This window comes from Vibrio sp. V38_P2S17PM301, from assembly GCF_009904845.1.
In the GTDB taxonomy this organism is placed as follows: Bacteria; Pseudomonadota; Gammaproteobacteria; order Enterobacterales; family Vibrionaceae; genus Vibrio; species Vibrio proteolyticus.
Genome location: NZ_WXWO01000088.1, coordinates 1 through 22,165, shown reverse-complemented (window position 1 = coordinate 22,165; position 22,165 = coordinate 1). Strand labels below are relative to the sequence as shown.

Genomic DNA, 22,165 nt, shown 5'->3' with positions numbered 1-22,165 from the left:
GGTAATAGCGATTAATGAACAAAAGAGCGTTCTATGAACGCTCTTTTTGCGTTTCGGCCCCGATTCCTGAGGATTGTTGCTTCTCGACTCCGAAAATTTGGCGCACAATAGCGTGAGTGAGCATTTTCGAAGATTTCCGGCGCGTTCCGGACACATCAGGGAGTCATGTGTGAAACAAATTCCACGCCACCAGCAGATTATTGAGCTGGTCAAAAAACAGGGTTATGTCAGTACCGATGAACTGGTTGAGCGTTTCAACGTCAGCCCGCAGACCATCCGCCGCGACCTCAATGAACTGGCCGACGAAAACAAAATCCGTCGCTACCACGGTGGTGCTACCATTCCTCTCAGTTCTGAAAACACCTCTTACTCAACACGCAAATCGCACAACTTCACCGAAAAAGATCTGATCGCAGAAGAGCTGGTCAAACACATTCCCAACGGGGCCACGCTGTTTATCGACATCGGCACGACTCCGGAAGCCGTCGCCCGGGAATTATGCAAGAACCACACTCAACTGCGCGTGGTGACCAACAACCTTAACGTCGCCAGCATCTTATTGCCCAACCCGGAGATCACCGTGATTCTGGCCGGCGGTGAAGTACGCAACCGCGACGGCGGCATTGTCGGCGAAGCTACACTGGATTTTATCAAACAGTTCCGTCTCGACTTCGGCATTCTGGGCATCAGCGGTATTGACCTGGACGGCTCGCTGCTCGATTTCGACTACCATGAAGTACGCGTCAAACAGGCCATCATCGAAAACAGCCGCAGCGTATTTCTTGCCGTCGACCACTCCAAATTCGGCCGCAATGCGATGGTCAAACTGGGAAATATTGCTCAGATTCATACGCTGTTTACCGACCAGGCGCCACCGGCAGAGATTCAGGCGATTTTGCATGAGCATCAGATCCCAATGGAAGTGGCTGCCGAACGCTGAACGCCCCCCGCCTAGTCACCCGAACTGATAACCTCTTCGACTAACGAAGAGGTTTTTTTATGTCCAAATCACACAAAACGCTCAAAAACGAAAATAAAAGATGATCACAAACGAAAGTCGCGCTATAGTTCATTTATCTTCTTAAATGCTCGTTCGCTCAAATTTAACAAGGTCAGTAACTATGGATATGAAGAAGCAAGACAAAGACACTCGCCTCCTCGATATGCTCATTATCGGTGGCGGAATTAACGGTGCCGGTATCGCCGCCGATGCAGCAGGTCGTGGTTTAACGGTTGGCCTGTTTGAAGCGAACGATTTTGCTTCTGCTACCTCGTCGGCCAGTTCAAAACTGATCCACGGAGGCCTGCGCTACCTGGAGCACTACGAGTTCCGTCTGGTTTCGGAAGCGCTCGCTGAACGCGAAGTGATCCTGAAAAAAGCCCCCCATGTGGCTCAGCCGATGCGCTTCCGCCTCCCCCATCGCCCTTACCTGCGCCCGGCCTGGATGATCCGTTGTGGTTTGTTCCTGTATGATCACTTGGGCAAGCGCACGACACTGCCGGCGAGCCACACCGTGGATTTAGCCAAGTCCGGCCTGTTGAAAGAAGAGATGAAAGTCGGTTTCGAATACTCAGATTGCTGGGTAGACGACGCGCGCCTGGTACTGCTTAATATTCTGGCCGCACAAGAAAACGGCGCCGAAGTGGCCAACTACTGTAAAGTCGACAGCGCCGTCCGTGAACAAGGTATCTGGCGTGTCACCATCACCAATCAGATCACCGGTGAGCAGTTCGAACGTCGTGCCAAAGCCCTAGTCAATGCAGCGGGTCCTTGGGTCAAACAGTTCTTTGATGACGGTCTGCACTCACCGTCACCTCGCAACATCCGCTTGATCAAAGGCTCACACATTGTTGTGCCACGCGTACACGATGAAGAGCAGGCTTACATTCTGCAAAACAAAGACAACCGGATTGTGTTCGTTATCCCGTATATGGATGAGTTCTCGATCATCGGCACCACCGACGTAGAATACCAGGGCAATCCGCGTGAAGTGGCGATTGTGGACGATGAAGTTGACTACCTGATCGACATCGTTAACCAGCACTTCATCAAACAACTCAGCCGTGACGATGTGGTCTGGACATACAGTGGCGTCCGTCCTCTGTGCGATGATGAGTCGGATTCTCCTCAAGCCATTACACGTGACTACACGCTGGAACTTGAACAGGAGATGGACCAGGCGCCATTGTTGTCTATCTTTGGCGGCAAACTGACCACCTATCGTAAGCTTGGTGAAGCCGCGATGAAAAAACTGGAACCTTACTTTGCGAACATGGGCAAATCCTGGACCGCGAACGAAAGTCTGCCTGGCGGTAACTTCAGTTGCAGTCGCGCGCAACTTGCTCAGTCACTGCGTGATCAATCCCCTTGGCTAACCGAAAAATTGGCGATGCGTTATGTGCGTCAGTTCGGTACTTACACGCGTAAGATGCTGGCCAACGTTGATACCCTGGAAGACATGGGAGAATGCTTTGCCGAAGGCGTTTACCAGCGTGAGATTGACTATCTGATCGACCATGAGCATGTTAAGACAGCCGATGACTTGCTGTGGCGTCGTACCAAGCTGGGCCTGTATCTGGATCAAACGGCTCAGCAAGCGGTCAGCGACTACATCAAAGCGCAGCATCCGGAAGATAAAGCACTCAGCCTGTGTAAGGTCAGCTAAGTAAACTTATTGAAATCCTGTGTGAAAAGCCTGCAAATGCAGGCTTTTTTATTGGACAGTAATACGCCACACCTCCCATAATGCGACAGTACTCGACCACATTCATGACCGGCGAGCTGAACCAATAAAGGAAGCGCTATGGGATTTATGATTGAGCAGTGGGATTTCACCCCACAGCCTGCACAACGGCTGGAAGCGGACAGCAACGTCATCCAAGCCAATCATTGGTATCACTGTGAACGTCAGCATCCGGACATCCGTGACTGGTTGCTGAACAATCAGATCCCCAAAAGTACGGTAAAACACCTGCTCGCTGATGAATCTCGTCCCTCTTTCCATCAGTACGATGAGCAAAATTTCATGCTGATCCTGCGGGGCATGAACATGAATCAGGATGCCGCCCCGGAAGACATGCTCAGTGTTCGTATTCTGTTTTACAACGGAGCGTTGATCTCCACCCGCAAAGTCCCCTCGCGTGCCATTATGGAGATCCGTCAGGCTCTGGCTGAAGAGCGCGGCCCCAAACAACTGGCAGATCTGCTTATCCAGATCATCGATGGCCTCAATGGCAAAATTGATCAACATTTAGAAACGGTCGAAAACCGAGTGGATGAGTTGGATATCGATGACGAAGACAGCCATGATATTATCCCAACCCAGAAAGCCTTGCTGGCCGTTAAACGCTTTATACGTCCACAGCAATACGCCATTCGGGATCTGGCCGAATCCGACGTAAGCTTGCTGGCCAGCCGGCCGCACCAGATCCGTTACGCGCTCAACAACATCACCCGCATCAACGAAACCATCGACTTCTACCTCGGTGAACTGGAGCTGTTTAAAGAAGAACTGCATCAGCGCCATGAAGAGAAAGTCAGCCAGAACAGCTACCTGTTTACGGTTGTGGCTACGATTTTCCTACCCACCAGCTTCTTAACCGGGTTACTTGGGATCAACATCGGCGGGATGCCCGGCGTGGAATCGCCGATGGCCTTTACCTGGTTCTGTATCGCCCTGATCGCGATCTTTGGTGCAGAATGGTTGCTGCTGCGCCGACTGCGCTTTGTCGGCAAATAACGCCTCGACGACGCAATCACCGAGGCGTATTGCTGAGAATGGCAATACGCCCGGCCTCTAGCCTGGATGTCCGTCCTGGCGCGGCGTTACCAGCATGTAACCGAAGCGCCACAGATACAGTCCGAACGCCAGTACCCAAAGAGCGGCACTGATGTCTAGCCACCACATCATAAACTGGGGCAGCAACGCTACACCCAGCCCGCGAACCAGCGCCGCCAGCACAATCGCTGCGAATGCGAGACGCATATCCGGCCCCTGATAAATGGCCCGTCCGGTGTGCCCCATAGTCACACGTGCGATCATGGCCAGAATGACCCCACCCAGCGCGCCAATGGCAAACAGGTGAATCATGTTGTGCTGCGCCAACGGATTGGACCACAAACCGCGCATCAACAAGCTCAGAGGCAAACACAAATAACCGGCGTGCAACGACCAGACCAGCGGCTCGCTCAAGGTTGTCCAAGGTCTCCAACGCCACATTCTCACCAGTTGCGCTGCGCCAGCCAACACCATCAGTCCGCGCCCGAGTTCAGCAAAGGCCAGCGGAAAGAAACTCAGCACAAACAAGGCCACCAACGGCAGATTCGCCGCCCACTCCAGCCATGCTAACGGCTGGGCTTTGTCGAACTGAAAACGGCGCGCGGTAAAGAACGGAATCACCCTCGCCCCCATCACTGACAACAACAGAGTGAACCACCACAGCATCGCCTGCCACACTGCCGCACTGCTGAACGGCGGCATACCTTTGATCGTGGCGTAGGCTGCAAAATTCGCCACCAGCGCCAATAACAACAAAGGCACAAAAAACAGATTCCGCCATCCACGCGCTTTGACCACCCGACTTCCCACCTCCACAGCCACCAAGAGTAAGAACAGCGCCTCAATGGAGGAAATCAACCACAACGGCGTCGGAGTCCAGAACAAAATACGCGGCGCCAGCCACAGCCCCACTAACAGCGCCAAACGGTAATGCTTGGTGCCATTGATGCCAGTCCAGTTTTGCACCGCAGTCAACACGAACCCGGCGACAATGGCCATGGCGAAACCAAACAACATTTCGTGCACGTGCCACCACAACGCCGGGACACGCAACCCTGCGAGTTGTCCATGCTGAAACATCCACACCCAGAGAGGAATGGCAATCAGCGCGTACGTCGCACCAAGCAGGAAAAAAGGACGAAATCCCAAGCGCAACCACGCCGGGATCTTTTCTTCAACGCGTTTATCAGTAATATTGAGCAAGACGGAACTCCAAAGCAGCCAGTCAGGCATTGACCATCATAAAAACTTATCTGACCAATGCAGCTTTTGTTCCAACTAAACAAAACCAAGAGAATCAATACATTGAATGACAGTGTGGTCATATTGACTCAACCAAAAACAAGTCAATATGACTCGATGGAATCAATAAAACCTTCTCAGCCGACTCACAAGGAAATTACCATGTACATTTTTGGCTACGGAAGCCTGATTAACGCCGCCTCTCGTCAACTTACAGGCCAGACTGGCCAGGCCATTCCGGCGATCGCGCATGGATTGGTGCGCTACTGGGGGAAAATTGATGACAGCTACACCCTGTCGCCACTGGTGGTTAACCGAGGAGAAGGTCAGGTCAATGGCGTTTTGCTTGATATCGATCCGGCAGCGTTGGAAGAGTTTGACCGCCGCGAGCGAGGCTATCACCGCGTCGCCATCGATGCAGAGCAAATAGAAACCGAGCATCACTTCGAACGCGGACAAACCATCTGGGTCTACGTTAAAGACACACCTGAGCCACCTTGCTCGCTCAGCCCAATCATGCAGACGTACGTTGATACTGTCCTGGCCGGCTGTCTGAACGTGTCCGCCCAATTTGCCCGTCACTTTGTAGAACATACGGTGGGTTGGCACTTCCCTCTGGAAAATGACCGTCAGGATCCCAAATACGGTAACCTCGCCGGTGTGGAAGCCCACCATCAACCCGTGATTGACGCCTTGCTGGCCGAAGTTCGCTAAATGATATCGCGGCTCAACATGACGATGTGCGACTGAGCAGCCATTTCACGCTGAACCAGATCAACAACGTCGCCGCCACGGCCACATAACCATCCACGGCATAATGCCAGGCCAGATGAACTGAGCCTACTTGTATCAATGCGGCGTAGCCCCACATCACCCATCCGAGGCGTTTATTCACCTGATAAGCGCCCAGTGCGAACAACACCGCCGAAGCAACGTGCATGCTCGGCATAGCCGAGATCCCGGAGCCTAACTGCGTTCCACGATGAGTATGTGCCTGCCAAAGCAGATCCTGAACATTGAGTGCCCAGAGTTCAAAAAACTGCGCCGACTTGAGGGCAAGGTTTTGCTGTTCGAGTAACGCCATTAAGGGCTGATAGCTGCTGTTGGCCGGCTCAAGCAGTTGAATAAAACATGGCCCGGCGGACGACAACGCAATCGCCAGCAGATTCCCCAGCACAAACCAGCACACCAGCAAACTGAGCAAAAACTGCAACCGCAAACGTTGCTGACGACACACGCAGACAAAATACAGAAAACTGCCCCACAAAAAGAAAAACCACAGGTGATACAACACATTCAAAAACAGGGATGCGTACTGATTGGCAAACACGGCATGTGTCAGTTGCCATGGATCCACGCCGCCATGCAGCCATTGATCCCAACGATAAAACGCCTCATCAAACTGGAATGGTTGCAGCTCGGGAATGATCTCTTTGATGTAGGTGTAATTGGCGAAACAAATGTTGAGCAGCAGGATCCTGACCGCAAACGTGAGCGGTCGGTTCAGAGGCCACACCATAGCCTTCACGGCCTGATAAAATTTCAGAAACGGCCTCGGCTCGCGCTGAAACATCAGACGAAAATAGTAGTAAATCACCCAACAGATAAACGTCGCGCTCAGGCAGGTTGAGATCAGACTGAGGTACACATCAAACTGGTACTGATAGACGATGCGTTCGCGGTTGAACCACACTATCACCGCCGTGACCAGAGACGAAAACAGCACAAACCAATACAGCAGTCGATCCTGGTATAAGTCCATTCTGACTGCCTGCCAATCCACCTGAAGATTAAGTTTGCTGCGACTAAGCTCGGCCACTGAGCCTCCGCCTTGGTATCCTTACCTTATTTCAGTGTAGTCTTTTTCTCGCCATTGTCGCCCAGACGCGCTTGCACCAGTTGTCTTAACCAACCGCTTTTGTCATCCAGTGTGCGGGCTTTCAGCCACAGCATCGAAATGTCAAAATCCCCCACCGCCACAGGAGGCGGAGCAAACGCGAGCGCATCATCAAACCCACTCGCCAATGCCATTTGTCTGGGCACAATAGCCACCAGAGGTCGGCGACTGAGCAAACTGCGAATGGTCAGAAAGTTGCGCGACGCCACCGTCACACGACGTGTCAGTCCATGCTCTGCTAGACTGGCGTCCACTGGCGTGCTTAGCTGACCATCGGGGCTGACCAGCGCCTGCTCGATTGAAGCAAACGTCGCAACATCATCAAGCGCCTCCATAGAGACGCAGTTGGGGTCGAACAGACACACGTGCTGCTCGGTATAGAGCCACTGAGTCTCAAAAGCCTCAGCGGGCTTCGCAATACTGCCAATCACCAAATCCAGCTTGTCCTCCTCCACCACTTTTTGGTAATTGTGCCGATTGACATTCACAAAGCTCACCTGAGCCTGAGGAGCTGCGGTGTGAATCGCATCATAAAGATCCGGCGCATAAATAAACTCGGCATAATCGGTCAACCCGATTCGGCAGACTCCCTGATATTCAGCCGGAATAAATTCCGGCACGGTCAGCAATTCACTCTGGACGGTGCAGAGGATCCGTTCAATGATCGGCGCCAACTGGTGCGCGACCTCCGTCGGCTCCATGAGATAACCCCGACGCTCAAACAACGGATTGTTCAGCCATTGCCTCAGACGCGACAAACTGTGGCTCATGGCCGACTGGCTGACATGACACTGCTCCGCAGCCAGACTCACACTACGATACTGATAGAGAAACGAAAAACTGACCAGCAAATTAAGATCAATACTTCTCCAGTTGATATCCGTACGCATTTTCACAATATCCCATCTTATTCATGTTAATTATCTAAACTATTAATTTGAGTCATTATAAAGCAAGCCTTAGATTAAGCCTGTTGTTCATGTTCAGAGAGTCATCATGTTCTCAATTTTCAAAACCTTTTTTGCGCTCGGTTGGATAAGTTTTGGCGGACCAGCGGCGCACATCGGCTACTTCCGGACAACCTTCGTTGAAAAACTGAAGTGGCTGGACGATCACGAATACGCACAACTGGTGGCGCTGAGTCAGTTTCTGCCTGGTCCCGGCTCCAGTCAGGTAGGTTTCGCTCTGGGTTATAAACGCGGTGGTTTGGCGGGCGCATGTCTGGCTTTTATCGGTTTTACACTGCCCTCTGTTCTGTTGATGCTATTACTGGCAACGCTCAGCAGCCAGTTCACCGATGCCAGCCTGTTTCACCATGCGGTACACGGGCTGAAATTGCTGGCCGTAGTAGTGGTTGCCGATGCTACGCTTGGCATGTATCGCAACTTTTGCCAGAACCGCCTCACCGTCACGCTGTGTCTGTTCACTGCCATCACCTTATTACTGGTGCCAGGACTATGGGCTCAAATCACCGTACTGGTCGGCTCGGCCGTGATCGGTGTGCGATATCTCGCTCAAAGACCGGATTCGACGGAGGCTCAAGAGACACTATCGACGAACATCCTTCCCCTATTCTTGTTTGCTACCTTACTGATTGCGCTCCCCTGGCTCGCCAATCTCAATCCGTCACTGGCACTGTTCAGCCACTTTTATCAAGCTGGCAGTCTAGTGTTTGGCGGTGGCCACGTAGTATTGCCGCTGTTGCAAAACCTCATCGGCGAACAACTCTCCAGTGATGTCTTTCTGACCGGCTACGCCGCCGCTCAGGCGGTTCCGGGCCCGATGTTTACTTTTGCCACTTACCTGGGGTTTGAACTGCTACCCAATGCTCCGCTGGTCGGTGCCCTTCTGGCCACTCTGGCGGTTTTTCTACCAGGATTCCTGCTGCTGCTCGGAGTACTGAAAAACTGGCAGCTTCTGGCCCGCCGGCCGGCTATCTCAGGTGCGGTGAACGGAGTAAATGCATCCGTAGTGGGCTTGTTGTTATCTGCGTTATACACGCCAGTGTTCACCAGCGCCGTCTCGGCTCCGCTGGATTTGGCGATGGTGTTGCTGGGCGTTTACCTGCTTAAACAGTGGCGCCTGCCGATTGTCTGGATGGTGGCGTTATTTATTTTTAGCGGGCTGATACTCGGTAGTTTTTAAGCGTTCGCGTACACACCAACCGCCAAACAAATAAAAAGGAGAGCCGATGCTCTCCTTTTTGACGGTTGGAATCACCGAATGATCCTGATTTCAGGTTTTGATATCCATTTCGCGCACTTCAGCCAGCGCCCGTTCAAGATTTTCATTGGCCACCGGATAGTATGACGGACTCTTGTCTATCGCTTCCTGGAGATAAGGGATCGCCTCTTCGGGACGATCTTGCAAGATCAGAAAATAACCAATGTTATTAAGCGCTTCCGGTTCACTCATATGACGGCTGAAAATATTCAGCGCCTGACGCATCTTACCTTTGGAAATGTAGATCAACGCCAAGTTATTGATCGCCCGTTCATTGCCCGGATCCAAACTCAACGCCCGGTTGGTATATTGCTCTGCATCGTTGTATTCATCCGACATGTAGTATGAATACCCGAGATTCACCAACGCGCTGACATTCTGGGCATTCGCCGACAAGGCTTTATTGTAGAGGCTTTGCGCCAGCACATGCTCGTCTTTGACGTCATACAATACCCCAATCCCCACCAGTGCTTTCAGCGGTGATTTAGCGTCTTCTTTCAATTGCGCCACTTTGTCTTCATTGAGATTACTCAACGTCAGATCCGGTTTACCACCCAGGCGAATCTGGTCCGCATTAATCGCTTTGAGGAAATACCCCATCGCTTCATCTTTGCGACCCTGCTTGGCGTACATGACTCCCAGCTCTTCTAATGATCCGGGAAAGTTCGGATTGGCATCGATCGACGCCAGAAATGCCTTCTCCGCCAGTGCATTGTCTTCGCGGGTCAGGTGAATACGGCCAATGGTATACAGCGTTTGATCTTTGTATTGTGCATTCTGAAATGACAGCGAACGTATGTACTCATACAGCGCCAGATCCACGTTTTTCTTGGATAACGCGACATCACCCCGGGTGATGGCTTCTTTCTCCGTTTTGGGCGGCGCATCGCTGGTCAGCGAGTCCACCGGTTTACCGGCATAAAGCGTATCGTCAAAATTCGGACCTTGTGGCCCTGTGCTACACGCTGTCAGTACACCGAGGGTGATGACAACCATTCCCTTTTTCATCCACATAACGCCCCCTTACTTAGCAAAAGCTTCAGACAGAGAAATCAGAGCCGGACCGATTGCAACGATAAAGAAACACGGCCAGATAAACAGCACCATCGGAAACATCATTTTTACCGGAATTTTTGCCGCAATCTCTTCCGCAGCCTGCTGACGTTTGTCCCGGTAATCTTCAGTATATTCACGCAAAGAATTGACCAGACTGCCCCCAATACGTGATGCATGGCTGAGCATACTGACCAGCCCCATCAACTCTTCCAAACCAGTACGAACCACCAGCTCTCGCAGCGCATCCGGCATGGTGACCCCCGCTTTAATCTTGACGCACACCGTATCGAGTTCATCGGCCAGTTCCGGGTGAGAGATCACCAACTCGTCGGCCACACGCCGCAAAGAGGCATTAAACCCCAACCCCGACTCGGTACAGACCACCAGCAGATCCAGCGCATCAGGAATACCGGCACGAATGTTCTTTTGTCGGTTTTTGACCATTCTGGCCAAGACGATGTCCGGCAGGAACAAGCCCAATCCCACCGCAAACACCATGCTCAGAACCAGATATTTAGAATCCGGAATCGACAGATAAATAATGCTTGCGGCCACCAGCCCGACAATGGTGGTCACCGATTTAAGCGAATAAAACAGTGACAACGCGTTGCCGCGATGGAACCCGGCGTGCATCAGTTTGGCACGGGTACTCTGACGCTCTTTGTCACTTTTCGGCGACATGATCGGCGCCAGTGACTCCAGAGTTGAAAATACGTTCGGGTTCGGTGTCACATCGGCTTTCTCTCCCGACAACTCCGCCAGTTTTCTTTTCATCGGCGAACGTACGCCGATCAACACGGAGCCGACAGTGAGTACTAACAACATAGTAGTAATCACGACAAAAGCGATAAATAACAGCTCTTGGTTGACCAACAGAGAATTAAACCAGGAACGAATGGCATCAGTATTCATGATTCACACCTCGATGTTGATGATTTTACGAATCCACAAGGTGCCGAGGAACAACGCCACCATCCCGCCGCCCACCAGCTTGATCCCGGTCGGGTGAGTATGCAAAGCCGAGATATAGTCCGGTTTGATCAGCGCAATAATGATGTAGAGCGCAAACGGCGCCAGCACCAGCACCCAGGCCGACATACGGGACTCCGCAGAGATGGTCCGGATCTTACGCCCGAGTTTAAATCGTGCCCGCAACAGCCGAGACAACTTGTCGAGGTTTTCGGTTAAGTTACCGCCGGTCTCTTTCTGCAACAACACCGCACTGGAAAATGCCAGCATCGACACGGTAGGTGTCCGTTCGGACATCTGCGTGACCGCCAAACGGATATCGTACCCGTAGTTCAGCAGGTTGAACGTATTGCGAAATTCAGAGCCGATGGGTTCAGGCATTTCCCGCCCGACTTCGCCGAACGCCTGGTTGATCGGCTGGCCGGCCTGCAATACCCGCTTGATGATGTCCAGCGCCTCAGGTAACTGCTCTTCAAACTTCATCAACCGATCGGAAATGCGTTTACTGATGAAGAAATGTTCGGCTCCCCAAACACTCAGCGCGCCACCAAGACAGACATACCAGACCTGATCAAACAACACCAACACCAGCGCTGCGGTAAAGGCCAGCAAGAAAGATAAAAACATGAACTTACTGAACGACATTTGAATCCCAGCCAGCTCGAGCTTTTTCTTAAAGCCTTCAAAATACGAGAACTGAATCAGCCATTTCTCCAACGGAGAGAGATCCTTAAGCGCATTTTCTCGCAACAGGGAAATACTCTCCTGATCGATGTTGCGCTGACTGTCCCGCAGTCGCTTCACCAGTTGTTTGTGCCTGACCTTCTTCCCGGCCGACGGCAGGATCAGCGCCTGGCTGATGAAAAACACCGACAAAAACAACAGGATTAAAAAGATGGGTAATTGGCTATCCATAGCGCCTCCCTAATTAACGAGCCTTGTCGTTAAAAATTTCAAACGGAACATCCAGCCCGCGTTTGACCAATTGATCGTGGCAATGCGGCACTATCCCCGTCGGCATGTACTGACCAATAACGTTGCCATTTTCGTCGACTCCCTGACGCTGAAAGCGGAAAATCTCAGACATGGTGATGATATCGCCTTCCATACCGTTGATTTCCTGCACGCTGACCATACGACGTTTACCGTCTTCCAAGCGCTCCATTTGCACCACAATATGGATCGCCGAGGCAATCTGGGAACGCAGGTTTTTGGTCGAAACATTCCAGCCAGCCATAGAGAACATGTTTTCTATCCTGCTCAGGGCGTCGCGTGGTGTGTTGGCGTGAATGGTCGCCAGAGAGCCGTCGTGACCGGTGTTCATCGCCGACAGCATATCCACCGCTTCGCTGCCGCGCACCTCACCAATCACAATCCGGTCCGGACGCATCCGGAGTGAATTTTTCACCAGCTCACGCTGAGTGATTTCCCCTTTGCCTTCAATATTGGCCGGGCGGGTTTCGAGACGAATGACATGCGGCTGTTGCAATTGCAGTTCCGCCGAGTCCTCGATGGTGACAATACGTTGATCTTTCGGAATAAAGCCGGAAAAAATGTTCAAAGTGGTGGTTTTACCCGAACCGGTCCCCCCAGAAATCAGGATGTTCATTTCCCCCACCACGGCAGCTTCAAGAAACTTAGCCATTGGTGGCGCCAACGAGTTGAGTTCCAGCAGGTTATCCATCGTCAGGCGATCCACCGAGAACCGGCGAATCGAGACTGATGGCCCGTCAATCGCCAGAGGAGGAATGATGGCATTAAAGCGGGAGCCATCTTTCAGGCGGGCATCCACCATAGGAGAGGACTCATCAATACGCCGGCCGACCTGGCTGACAATCCGGTCAATGATGTTGCGCAGATGACGCTCATCCAGGAAGGTATGAGGCGTTCGCTCCAGCTTACCGAACCGTTCCACGTAGATGTTTTTCGGCCCGTTGACCAGAATATCGGAGATGGTGCGATCTGACAGCAACGGCTCCAGCGGCCCCAAGCCAAACACTTCATCTTCAATCTGCGCAATGATTCGGGTACGCGCTTCCGAACTCATCGGATGGGTACGGTCATCATTGAGCAGGTGAATGATGGCTTCACGCAATTCCGTCCGGGCTCGATCCTCTTCAAGGTGAGAGAGCAGGCCTAAATCAAGCGTATCCAGCAGCTTCTTGTGGTAGTAATGCTTAATTTCCATCTCCTGCTCAAGCTGCTTTTTCTGCTCTTCGATAAACTTCACTTTGGCGTCAATGTTGGACAACTTGGTGCTGCTTTCTTCTAGCACTTCGGCCGCTTTCAGCTCTTCAGAGCGTTGAACCAGATTACCGAGAGAGCTGGTTTCTTCGTAGTCGCTGTTGATGGCTTTTCTTTTGAAAAACATAGCTCCCCCTTAAGAAAAGAGTTTCTTGATCCAACTGGCGTTTTCCTCATCAGGCACTTCCAGTTTGTGTGAGATTTCGGCCAGAGACGATTTCAGTGCACTGTTTTTCTTCGACTGAACAATCGGGCTACCCAGGTTGGCGCATTCCATCGCCAGGTTGAAATTGTTTGGCACCATGTGCACCGGTACGTTCGGAATCGCTTTTTCAATGTCTTTGGTCGAGATCGAGGCTTTTTTGTCGTAGCGGTTCACCAGCAGTTCTATCTGGCTTTTGTTAAGACCAAAATCGTATTCCAGACTGCGCAGGTACTGCGACGCATGTTTCACCGAAATCACGTTCTGCTGCATCACCAGAAAAACCCGCGTGGCCGGAGAGACGATTTTCTGGAACATATGCTCCACCCCACCGGACATATCCACAATGATGTGCGCGTAGTACTGTCTCAGCTCAGGTAACAAGGCGCTGACCCGCCCGGCGTGGTCGTGGTTGTCTTTGAGACTCAAAGGATCAAAACCGAGGTAATTCAGCCCAGAGTGATGTTTGTGTACCAGCCCTTCCAACGACATTTCATCCAGATCATTCAACGAATCGATCACGCTATTGATGCTGTACTTCGGTTTGCAGTCGAGGTAGTCCGCGCTGTCACTGAATCGCATATCCAGGTCGACCAGCAACACGCTGCTCTTGGCGTAACCGGCCAGCTCAATTGCCGTGTTCAACGCCAGCGTCGTTGCCCCCGAGCCCCCTTTGGTATTCAGGAATAACGTCAGGCTGCCCATTTTCCGGTTCGCCACCTTATCGTCCGCTACCTCTTTGAGCAGTGGGTAGAGCTCTTCAAACATCACCTGATCGGAAAAGTAATCCGACGCCCCGAGGCGCAGCGCCATTTTAAGCGAGGGGGTGTCGTGTTCGTCACCAAAGACGATCAACGATGTATGGGCATTCTGGAAGTTTTCACCATTGGAATACACATGAGCGACTTTTTGCGCCCATTTGTCACCGGTTTCGATATAGACCAGATCCGGGATCGGTTTGCCTTGAATTTTTTCTAGGTTGAAGTCACTGAGTTCTATCCACTCAATATTGAGATTAAGACATTTGGATAACTCATTACTCATGTGAGCTTTAAAGGTTGGCGTCGAATACACCGCCCACAACACCAGGTTGGTCTTGAGAGAGGCGTATTCATTTTCCACTTTCACTGGCTTCAGCATGGCTATCTCCATTAGCAATCTGACTTGTCCGTACTGGTCGGACTGGTCGGCCGAAGAATCCCCAGACTCTCAGCCGGCAGTATGGTTTCAAAGCTGGGCGCGGTGCCGATGGCGTTAATCAACGCTGACAACACAAAAAATCGGAAGGTATAGTTCACCGAGCGCGCTTTGACATACTTGATTTGTGAAAACTGTGCATCCAGCGTGGCATTGTCCGCTGGCGGCGTGGATAAAAACCCGGACACATCGACTTCATTGCCGTTCTGATCCAGATAGGTAATTTCCAGGTTGTTTTTGGAAAAACCCGCCGGATAGAGGCCGGAAACTGATTCCATTTCAGGAATATCGTCCCGGTCGGCGATATAACATACCGTGGCCAGCCTGGCCGAGCGCCTTGTCACTTCGTTCACCATCTGAATCGAATAGAAATAAGCCGCAAACTCCAGAATGGCGAAGATAATCAGCAATACCGCCAGCGCAATGATCAAGAACTCCAATTGCGTGACACCACGTTGTAAACGGTGCAATCTTGATATCTTCATGGCGCTGTCCTCATTTTCGATGAGGCCGCTACGTTAAACGCCAGTGAGACGTCGGAAAATGGCAGCTCAGAGAAAAACGGCTCATAAACGAAGCTGGCCGACAGGGTCACTTCTTTGCTGATCGGCGTCGGTTGCGTGATAACAATATCGTCAGCTGAGATGTAATCGATCATCGGCTCCGAACTGTCATTCACCTGAGGATTACCATAAATCACCACGTTTTTGATGCTGCCTTCATCCGCTATCGCGGTAAAATCGAGCGTACCGTAGGTATCCACGACCGCATAACGCACACCATTTTGCAGTGCTTTGTTAAGTTCGGTGTACTGGATCAATACCCGTCCAACGTCCAGAACCAGTACCGATAGCATCAACAACACGGGTAAACAGATGATGAATTCCAGCGCTGCCAACCCTTGCGATTTTTTCTGATGGTTAACGGGAGTAATGACACGCATATTATGACACTCCCCCTAGCGGATCCTTATACAGCTGGATGCGATACAAACCGACGTCACTGGCTTCAATACCCGTCGAACCGTTTTTGATCGGGCAGTCATACAGGAACTGGCCAAACACGCTCGACTGACCGGAGTTTTCCACTTTCTGCAACAAGAAGAAGCAACCGAAGCCAAGCACATCCAGATCGGTCTTACCGCCTGCGTCGGTGCAGTTCACGATGGGAATCCGCAAGATACGGCGCCCCGCTTGCCCACTTTCTATGTAGTCGTTCGGTACGCATGAAGCTTCGGCACCATTACCTTCACAGTTTCTGAGCTCGTTGAGGTAATCACTGTAGTACAGATCTCCAGCATAAGGCGTATCTGACTCAGCCAAAGTATTTGGCTCACGAACATAGAGATCCGGCAAGACGGTACCATCGTTAGGAATCGGCCCGGTAAAATCGTTCAGGCGTGTATTTAATCCTTGCGCCACCGGGCCAATGCTGTTCCCCGGCTTGGTGGTTACCGTATCCCCAATGGTGGCACAGCCGTTATACTCTCCGGACATCGCCTTACGTACCAACGCGGCACCGCCGCCATTGCCATCCCCTTGACCAAAGTCGAGCAGCTGAAAATTCCCGGGGCCCATGCCGGAGTTATCCTGATCTCCCACTTTCAACTCATGAATCTGATCTGGCAAGTTGATGTCATCGTAGATGTTTGGGTCGTTCTGATAGCCCCACACCGCGTCCTGCCCAGCGACCGGATCACCACATACCGCCATCGGTGTTATGTTGCATGAGTAAGTGATGGCCGCACTGCGACCAGCCACAGCACTGGCTGCCACCGCTTTGTTGATACCAAACAATGAGCTGAGAAACTCGGTCAAAGAGACATCCGTCACCGCCACGCGCACATAAATGTCCGCATCTTCCGATGGTGGTGAAAAGCTCGCGGCAGGGACAAAGGTCTGATAGTCATAAGAAAATGTGACAGCAATGTTCTCTGCGGTGTACGTCAGTTCTGAGTTTCCGGTTGACGTGGCAAAACTGTTCATTGTAGCAATCGCGGCAACTTCAGCCTGATCCACATCACCTGTGTCGTCTGCCACCACCGCACCGGCCAAAGCGGCCGAATCAACGGCATTTTGCAGCCGGGTTTTGTTCAGCACCATGTGGTTCAAATCCAGACTGAATGCTGCGACACCCAACAACAGCAGCATAATCAGACTGATCAATACCAGCGTAATGCCTTTTTGCGTTCCTTTACGTCGGCCATGATGAAGCACTAACATAGCCCCTCCTACGTGATAGAAATCACTTACTCTTTGGCGACTCCATTATTGTTATAAACTTCCAGACTGACGTATGTTCTTTCCCCACTTCCTTCAGGCAGGTAACCCAGGTTTTCCTGCCATGCGGTGGGGTTCAGGGTTTGTTCCGCTCTTAACTGGCTGACTGACATCCCCATACTCGGCTCATTGGCGCAGCCCAGCAAAACGAGCGACAGTGCTCCGGTTAAGGCAATATGTACGCTTTTCATCTCGTATTCCTCTTACAGACTGTGGCCGAACTTACCTTCAGAGCCACCCTCTGACGACGTATAGTTATAAGACTCTGCACTGCCCTGACTGGTGGTTCCGCGTTTGTATTTGCTGTAGTCAAGACGAGCCCCGCGACCCAGTAAGTAGAATTCCACATCGTTCGGACTGACAAAGCCATCCGTAGGTAACGACACTCGGCGACGGTCAATAGGCTGAGCCAGGCGCGGCGTCACCAAAATAACCAGCTCAGTTTCACCGGATGTAAATTCCTCACTCTTGAACAGTTGCCCCAATACCGGAATATCCCCAAAACCCGGCATACGGCTGTTGACATCGCGCGCATTCTCACTGAGCAACCCGGCGATACCGATGGTTTGACCGTCGGCCAGTTCGAGGGTGGTCCCGGCACTGCGCTTGGTGATCGGCGGAATAAAGAAGGCCGCATTCACGTCGCCTGGGTTGTACGTCAGTACACCTGAGTTAGCGATCTCACTGACATTCACCGACAGTTTGAGGTTGATTTTCTTGTCACTCAGCACGTACGGAATGAAATCCAGCGCCACACCAAACTCTTTATAGTCGATGGTGATGCCATCATCATTGGGCACCGGAATCGGGAACTCCCCCCCCGCCAGAAAATCGGCCTTGGTGCCACTCAGTGCGGTCAAACTGGGTTCCGCCAGGACTTTGGCCACACCGTTCTGCTTCGCGATATCTAAAGCAAATGTGAACAAGGTATTGCTGTCGATAAACGAACCGAGGAAGCCGAAATCATTTGCTGCAGGGATATTGAGAATCGGACCAATGCTGTCGATTGCCGCCCCCGCTGAAGTGGTTCCCCAGGTGAAATCTCCGCTCTTTTGGAAAAAGTGGAAGTTCGAATCAAAACGTCTTACCAGCGTGCGCTGTACCTCGGCCACGGTAACCTCCAGAGTGACCTGTTGAGCACCACCAATGGTCAGCAAATTAATCACCGAAGCATCGTCGTCATTCTTGTCGTCCCCCTCATCCGCCGCTTTCCCGGCAGCAAAGGTTTCAGCAATCTTCACTGCGGTATCCATGTTCTGCTGATTACTCACCAGACCACGCAGGACGATTTTCTCCTGAGAGCTGTAGACTTCAATCCGGTCATTAGGCAAAAACTGATGCAGTTTAGCTTTGAGCGTATTAAGGTCATGCGTTACTTCAACGTTAAACGACTCAATTAATCGACCGCGGCGATCCCAAACAGACACATTGGTGGAGCCAAGCTTTTTCCCGACCAGGAATAACTCATTTGATCGTAACACCAGAATGTCGACTACCGACGGATCCCCTAACGTCACTTTCTTCGCCGACCCAGAAATCACAACCTGAGTCGACTGATGATGAGCAACACTGACAACCTTGCCGGATGGGATCGTGGCAGCGTGAAGCGCAAAACTTGTCATAAGTAAATGACATATCACGAATATTATTCTTTTCATAAGTCACCTAATTACTTACTCGAACGTTAGACGCCTGAGCACCTTTTATAATGGTTACACTCGGTGCCGGCGTGTATTTTCTGACCGGCGCAGGTTTGTCGATCTCGTGAGGGTTTCTTAGCGCAAGCTGAATATCACCTTTGCTGTTCTCTGTCAGCAGGCGTTCGGCTTCTTTCGGCGACACTTCCAGTGTTACAGCCCGAACGATAACCGGCTTGTTTTCTTTGGTTTTCGCAGTCTGGTCCACCGCCAGAACTTTGATGTTTTTCAGCACTGTTTTCGTGGTGGCTCGCGCTTTACCAATTTTGACGGTGTTCAACACATCAACTTTATTGCCCGGCAATAGAAATCCCGCGACACCAATAACATCATTAACCCGAATGGTGACCGCACGCTTGTTGTCCGGTATCAATGCCGCCAGTGTGGCCCCTTCCCCAGGCAAGGCCAGACGAGCGGGATGGATCAATTCCCCTTCGTAGATGGTGTTGGCGACGATGCGCCCTACGACATCTTCCGGTTTTTCCAGCGTCTCTTCATTTATCCATTTTACTTCCAGTAATCTGGTGGTGAGATGCTTGCTTTCGAGTACCGTCCCCGGCTCCAGTTCACTGGCTGCAATAACAACAGGATGGCGTTCAACTCGTTCGACCTCAACGGTCGGTGTGGTTTGACTGTCTATCCACTTTTTCGCAACGATAACGGCCGCCAGACCGAATACCACCGAGAGAAGAAGCAGAATGACGACTTGGCTCCGGCTCATAATGAAACCTCCATGTTAATCCGTGGTGAAGTACAATCCCCACGCCCTCACAAGAATATCGGGAGAGACAACACTGCTCCCTCCCTCAAACGTCAGGATATCTCGACTGATCCCTAACAGGTCCTTTGGTAAACAAGGAAAGAACTCAACATTATTTTCGTTATGTAGTGCCAACAACGTTGTTATGCTTAACGGTTCAACCTCAATGTCCATCGTTGTCGCCATTTCAGACCACAATTCCAGGTACTCAGCTTCTTCGAGCGGGTTGAACTCAATTTTGTATCCGAGACGTCGTAGAAAAGCCGGATCGGCAATAGAGCTCGGAGAAAGGTTGGATGAGAAAGCCAGCGTCAGCGTGAACGGCACAGAAATATGCTGGCCATTGGGCAACGCCAGGTGATCGACGAAATATTCCATTGGCACTATCCATCGGTTGAGTAATGCCGCCACCGAAATGGACTGACGCCCCAAGTCATCAATCACCAGAATGCCATTATTGGCCATCATCTGCAGTGGTGCATTCCACACCCGGTTGTGCTCGCTGTGATTGACTTCCAGCATTTCCAGAGTCAACTCACCGCCCACCTGAATGTTTGGTCGCTCGCACAGTATCCAGCGTTTGTCATAGTGCTGAGTGACTTTAACAAACAACTGAGTATGGTCATCGTCCATCCGGCGGTGATGATGCTCAGAGAACACTTTGATGATGTTGCCGTCGGCGTACACCGCATACGGAATAAACACCGACGTATTGAGCGCATTCAGCACTCGGGCTGCAACGTAACTTTTCCCTGTCCCGGCATGGCCATAAAGCAGCATGGCACGGCCAGAGTTAATCGCAGGCCCCAGCACCTGAACCAAACGTTCAGAGCCATAGACGTCAGATAAGGCCCGCTCCACATCGTCACGGCCAATCGGCTGACGACGCAAATCCTGCGCTTGCACCACTTGCCAGTACTGTTCCATGGAAACCGGCACCGGACCAATATAAGCATCACGACGAAACGCCAGTTCGGCTTCTGCCATCCCTAGTTCAGTTAACCCATAACGCACCTGGGCATATGAACTTTCAGATAGCGTCGCAACAGGCTGGTAGACTTCTATCCAGCTACGTTTGCGTAACTGTGCCAGAGCATCTTCGACAATATGTGAAACAACACACAACCGGTGTGACAGTTCGAGCAGATCAATCTTCGGATACGCAGAGATGTGCTTAATCACCAGGTGTTCCACCACCGCCACCGGTACACCCAACGCGGTATCTTTGGTGGGAACCGAAGGTGGCTCTATCTGTGGCACCAAATGTTCAGTTAGTGACGTTCCCATTGACACTCCCTCCATGGAGCTGCGCCAAGCAGAGGCTTGGTCTCAGTGATAAGCTCTCAGCGCTAGTAAATATAGGACTGCAATGCCAGGCCAATAACAATGACTGGCGCAAAGGGTATAACCAGACGTGTTTTTTGGCTGCCTGGCGTGGCCTTTTGATACACATACCCGACCACATTTTGATACAGTGTGCCTCGCGATTCGGCCAGAAAAAGTGCCAAATAAAACACACCAACCATGCCCCCGGCTAACACGATCCAAATCGCTGTATCTGCCAGTTGAGATACCCCAACCCATAGTCCGACTACCGCCAGCAACTTCACATCTCCAGCCGCCATAACGCGTGTGATGTACAGCAGTAAACACACCGTAAAAGCGATGAAAAAACCGCTTAGATGGTCAAGAAGCGGCCCAGCCGGATCAGCGGCTATCGACACAATGACGACAAGCAGAAGTGTCAGCACCAGCTTGTTGGGAATTCGGTGTTTCTGAGCATCAGAAACACCGATAACCAGTAATACAGACCAAAAAACATAATCTATAAACATTACGAATTACTGACTACTAATTTGAGAAGCAACAGATGTAAATTTACTCGCTAAGGTAGTCCAGAAACCAATTGATAGCAGTGCAGCAACAATCAATGCGGCGCCCAAAATGTACTCCAAAAGAGTGAGTCCTTCTTCATCGTTAATAAAGTTATTAACAAATGTTTTCATCGTTTCCATGATTTAATCCCCTGTGGTTTAGCTCATAACTAGCACTATTCAATTACGGATTAGAATGATTAGCGCCGTGAGTTAAAAGTAGGACAACTTAATTTTTTTTGGTTAGGACTTTTTTGCCATTACTTTATCTTTTTATGTCATACGGAAGTGTGAGAACGAAATAAGCACACAATTAGTCACTATTAAACACATTACATAATGGAATCTAAGCCAATAAAAAACCAATAAATTAGAGTATAAAACTAAAAATTAACAAAAATTAGGATTAGTAACTAAGTAAAAAACCAGTTGCTCATCCAAGATCAAATCGAAAAGTCTCAAAAACGAAACACAAATGACAAATCTATACATAAAATCATCATTTAATAGGACAACGATCAACTTAAACACTTGGATTTAGCGTATTAATGGCGGTTTATTTACTGCACTTAACTTGCACAATTTTGCTTCTCTTCTAGTCTGAAAGCATGGAAATAAAACCTGGCTGGGTATTAAAGATCAAGATGGCTTAAACGATTTTTTATGAAGGGAAGTCGGACAATGGATGAATTAAAATCTGGCCATTGGTTGGGAAAATCGACCACTTTTCTACCTCAGGATAAGGC

General features: G+C 50.9%; 22 protein-coding genes. 5 read left to right on the top strand and 17 right to left on the bottom strand.

The window, feature by feature from the left end; translation table 11 throughout:
• Nucleotides 1–169 precede the first annotated feature (169 nt).
• The 3 genes from CAG64_RS18790 to CAG64_RS18780 all read left to right on the top strand — a co-directional run bounded on the left by CAG64_RS18790 (nucleotide 170) and on the right by CAG64_RS18780 (nucleotide 3,740).
• A complete protein-coding gene (locus CAG64_RS18790; RefSeq protein WP_021705922.1) occupies nucleotides 170–940 on the top strand; it encodes a DeoR/GlpR family transcriptional regulator in 771 nt (256 codons plus the stop codon).
• Between the two features lie 187 nt (nucleotides 941–1,127).
• Nucleotides 1,128–2,666, top strand: coding sequence for a glycerol-3-phosphate dehydrogenase (glpD, locus tag CAG64_RS18785; protein WP_337247466.1), 1,539 nt, complete (start codon nucleotides 1,128–1,130; stop codon nucleotides 2,664–2,666).
• A gap of 138 nt (nucleotides 2,667–2,804) precedes the next feature.
• Entirely contained in the window at nucleotides 2,805–3,740 is a 936-nt protein-coding gene (locus CAG64_RS18780) for a CorA family divalent cation transporter (RefSeq protein ID WP_021705924.1), read from the top strand.
• 57 nt (nucleotides 3,741–3,797) lie between these two features.
• Here the strand turns inward: CAG64_RS18780 and CAG64_RS18775 are convergent, their stop codons facing one another.
• Complete coding sequence (locus CAG64_RS18775) at nucleotides 3,798–4,982, bottom strand: NnrS family protein (protein WP_161488649.1); 1,185 nt, start codon at nucleotides 4,980–4,982, stop codon at nucleotides 3,798–3,800.
• A 201-nt stretch (nucleotides 4,983–5,183) separates the two neighbouring features.
• On the opposite strand from CAG64_RS18775, the gene CAG64_RS18770 reads away from it, so the two are divergent.
• Nucleotides 5,184–5,735, top strand: coding sequence for a gamma-glutamylcyclotransferase family protein (locus CAG64_RS18770; protein WP_161451877.1), 552 nt, complete (start codon nucleotides 5,184–5,186; stop codon nucleotides 5,733–5,735).
• A gap of 13 nt (nucleotides 5,736–5,748) precedes the next feature.
• On the opposite strand, the gene CAG64_RS18765 is transcribed toward CAG64_RS18770, so the two are convergent.
• Nucleotides 5,749–6,840 carry a phosphatase PAP2 family protein gene (locus tag CAG64_RS18765; RefSeq protein WP_161451875.1) on the bottom strand — a complete coding sequence of 364 codons (1,092 nt, stop codon included), beginning with the start codon at nucleotides 6,838–6,840 and terminating at the stop codon, nucleotides 5,749–5,751.
• A 26-nt stretch (nucleotides 6,841–6,866) separates the two neighbouring features.
• Nucleotides 6,867–7,808 carry a LysR family transcriptional regulator gene (locus tag CAG64_RS18760; RefSeq protein WP_161488648.1) on the bottom strand — a complete coding sequence of 314 codons (942 nt, stop codon included), beginning with the start codon at nucleotides 7,806–7,808 and terminating at the stop codon, nucleotides 6,867–6,869.
• 106 nt (nucleotides 7,809–7,914) lie between these two features.
• On the opposite strand from CAG64_RS18760, the gene chrA reads away from it, so the two are divergent.
• The gene (chrA, locus tag CAG64_RS18755; protein ID WP_161488647.1) at nucleotides 7,915–9,063 is read left to right on the top strand and encodes a chromate efflux transporter; all 1,149 of its coding nucleotides are present in this window, start codon (nucleotides 7,915–7,917) and stop codon (nucleotides 9,061–9,063) included.
• Between the two features lie 90 nt (nucleotides 9,064–9,153).
• Here the strand turns inward: chrA and CAG64_RS18750 are convergent, their stop codons facing one another.
• The 14 genes from CAG64_RS18750 to CAG64_RS23710 all read right to left on the bottom strand — a co-directional run bounded on the left by CAG64_RS18750 (nucleotide 9,154) and on the right by CAG64_RS23710 (nucleotide 21,560).
• A complete protein-coding gene (locus tag CAG64_RS18750) occupies nucleotides 9,154–10,155 on the bottom strand; it encodes a tetratricopeptide repeat protein (RefSeq protein WP_021705930.1) in 1,002 nt (333 codons plus the stop codon).
• Between the two features lie 9 nt (nucleotides 10,156–10,164).
• On the bottom strand, nucleotides 10,165–11,109 hold the full coding sequence (locus CAG64_RS18745) for a type II secretion system F family protein (RefSeq protein WP_161451868.1): 945 nt from the start codon (nucleotides 11,107–11,109) through the stop codon (nucleotides 10,165–10,167).
• A gap of 3 nt (nucleotides 11,110–11,112) precedes the next feature.
• Nucleotides 11,113–12,081: a type II secretion system F family protein gene (locus tag CAG64_RS18740; RefSeq protein WP_021705932.1), complete on the bottom strand. Its 969-nt coding sequence runs from the start codon at nucleotides 12,079–12,081 to the stop codon at nucleotides 11,113–11,115.
• 13 nt (nucleotides 12,082–12,094) lie between these two features.
• Nucleotides 12,095–13,537, bottom strand: coding sequence for a CpaF family protein (locus tag CAG64_RS18735; RefSeq protein WP_161488646.1), 1,443 nt, complete (start codon nucleotides 13,535–13,537; stop codon nucleotides 12,095–12,097).
• 9 nt (nucleotides 13,538–13,546) lie between these two features.
• Nucleotides 13,547–14,752 carry an AAA family ATPase gene (locus CAG64_RS18730; protein ID WP_021705934.1) on the bottom strand — a complete coding sequence of 402 codons (1,206 nt, stop codon included), beginning with the start codon at nucleotides 14,750–14,752 and terminating at the stop codon, nucleotides 13,547–13,549.
• A gap of 11 nt (nucleotides 14,753–14,763) precedes the next feature.
• Nucleotides 14,764–15,288: a TadE/TadG family type IV pilus assembly protein gene (locus CAG64_RS18725; RefSeq protein ID WP_425585316.1), complete on the bottom strand. Its 525-nt coding sequence runs from the start codon at nucleotides 15,286–15,288 to the stop codon at nucleotides 14,764–14,766.
• 2 nt (nucleotides 15,289–15,290) lie between these two features.
• The gene (locus CAG64_RS18720; protein ID WP_021705936.1) at nucleotides 15,291–15,752 is read right to left on the bottom strand and encodes a TadE/TadG family type IV pilus assembly protein; all 462 of its coding nucleotides are present in this window, start codon (nucleotides 15,750–15,752) and stop codon (nucleotides 15,291–15,293) included.
• Nucleotide 15,753: 1 nt separating this feature from the next.
• On the bottom strand, nucleotides 15,754–17,031 hold the full coding sequence (locus CAG64_RS18715) for a pilus assembly protein TadG-related protein (protein WP_161488645.1): 1,278 nt from the start codon (nucleotides 17,029–17,031) through the stop codon (nucleotides 15,754–15,756).
• 26 nt (nucleotides 17,032–17,057) lie between these two features.
• On the bottom strand, nucleotides 17,058–17,279 hold the full coding sequence (locus CAG64_RS18710) for a hypothetical protein (RefSeq protein WP_021705938.1): 222 nt from the start codon (nucleotides 17,277–17,279) through the stop codon (nucleotides 17,058–17,060).
• 12 nt (nucleotides 17,280–17,291) lie between these two features.
• Nucleotides 17,292–18,746, bottom strand: a complete 1,455-nt coding sequence (locus CAG64_RS18705; protein ID WP_040902766.1) for a type II and III secretion system protein family protein — start codon at nucleotides 18,744–18,746, stop codon at nucleotides 17,292–17,294.
• A 7-nt stretch (nucleotides 18,747–18,753) separates the two neighbouring features.
• Nucleotides 18,754–19,506, bottom strand: a complete 753-nt coding sequence (gene cpaB / locus CAG64_RS18700) for a Flp pilus assembly protein CpaB (RefSeq protein WP_161453469.1) — start codon at nucleotides 19,504–19,506, stop codon at nucleotides 18,754–18,756.
• A gap of 15 nt (nucleotides 19,507–19,521) precedes the next feature.
• Nucleotides 19,522–20,832, bottom strand: coding sequence for an AAA family ATPase (locus CAG64_RS18695; RefSeq protein ID WP_161488644.1), 1,311 nt, complete (start codon nucleotides 20,830–20,832; stop codon nucleotides 19,522–19,524).
• Between the two features lie 62 nt (nucleotides 20,833–20,894).
• On the bottom strand, nucleotides 20,895–21,380 hold the full coding sequence (locus CAG64_RS18690; RefSeq protein ID WP_161488643.1) for an A24 family peptidase: 486 nt from the start codon (nucleotides 21,378–21,380) through the stop codon (nucleotides 20,895–20,897).
• A 6-nt stretch (nucleotides 21,381–21,386) separates the two neighbouring features.
• Nucleotides 21,387–21,560, bottom strand: a complete 174-nt coding sequence (locus CAG64_RS23710; RefSeq protein WP_202600959.1) for a Flp family type IVb pilin — start codon at nucleotides 21,558–21,560, stop codon at nucleotides 21,387–21,389.
• Between the last annotated feature and the right edge of the window lie 605 nt (nucleotides 21,561–22,165).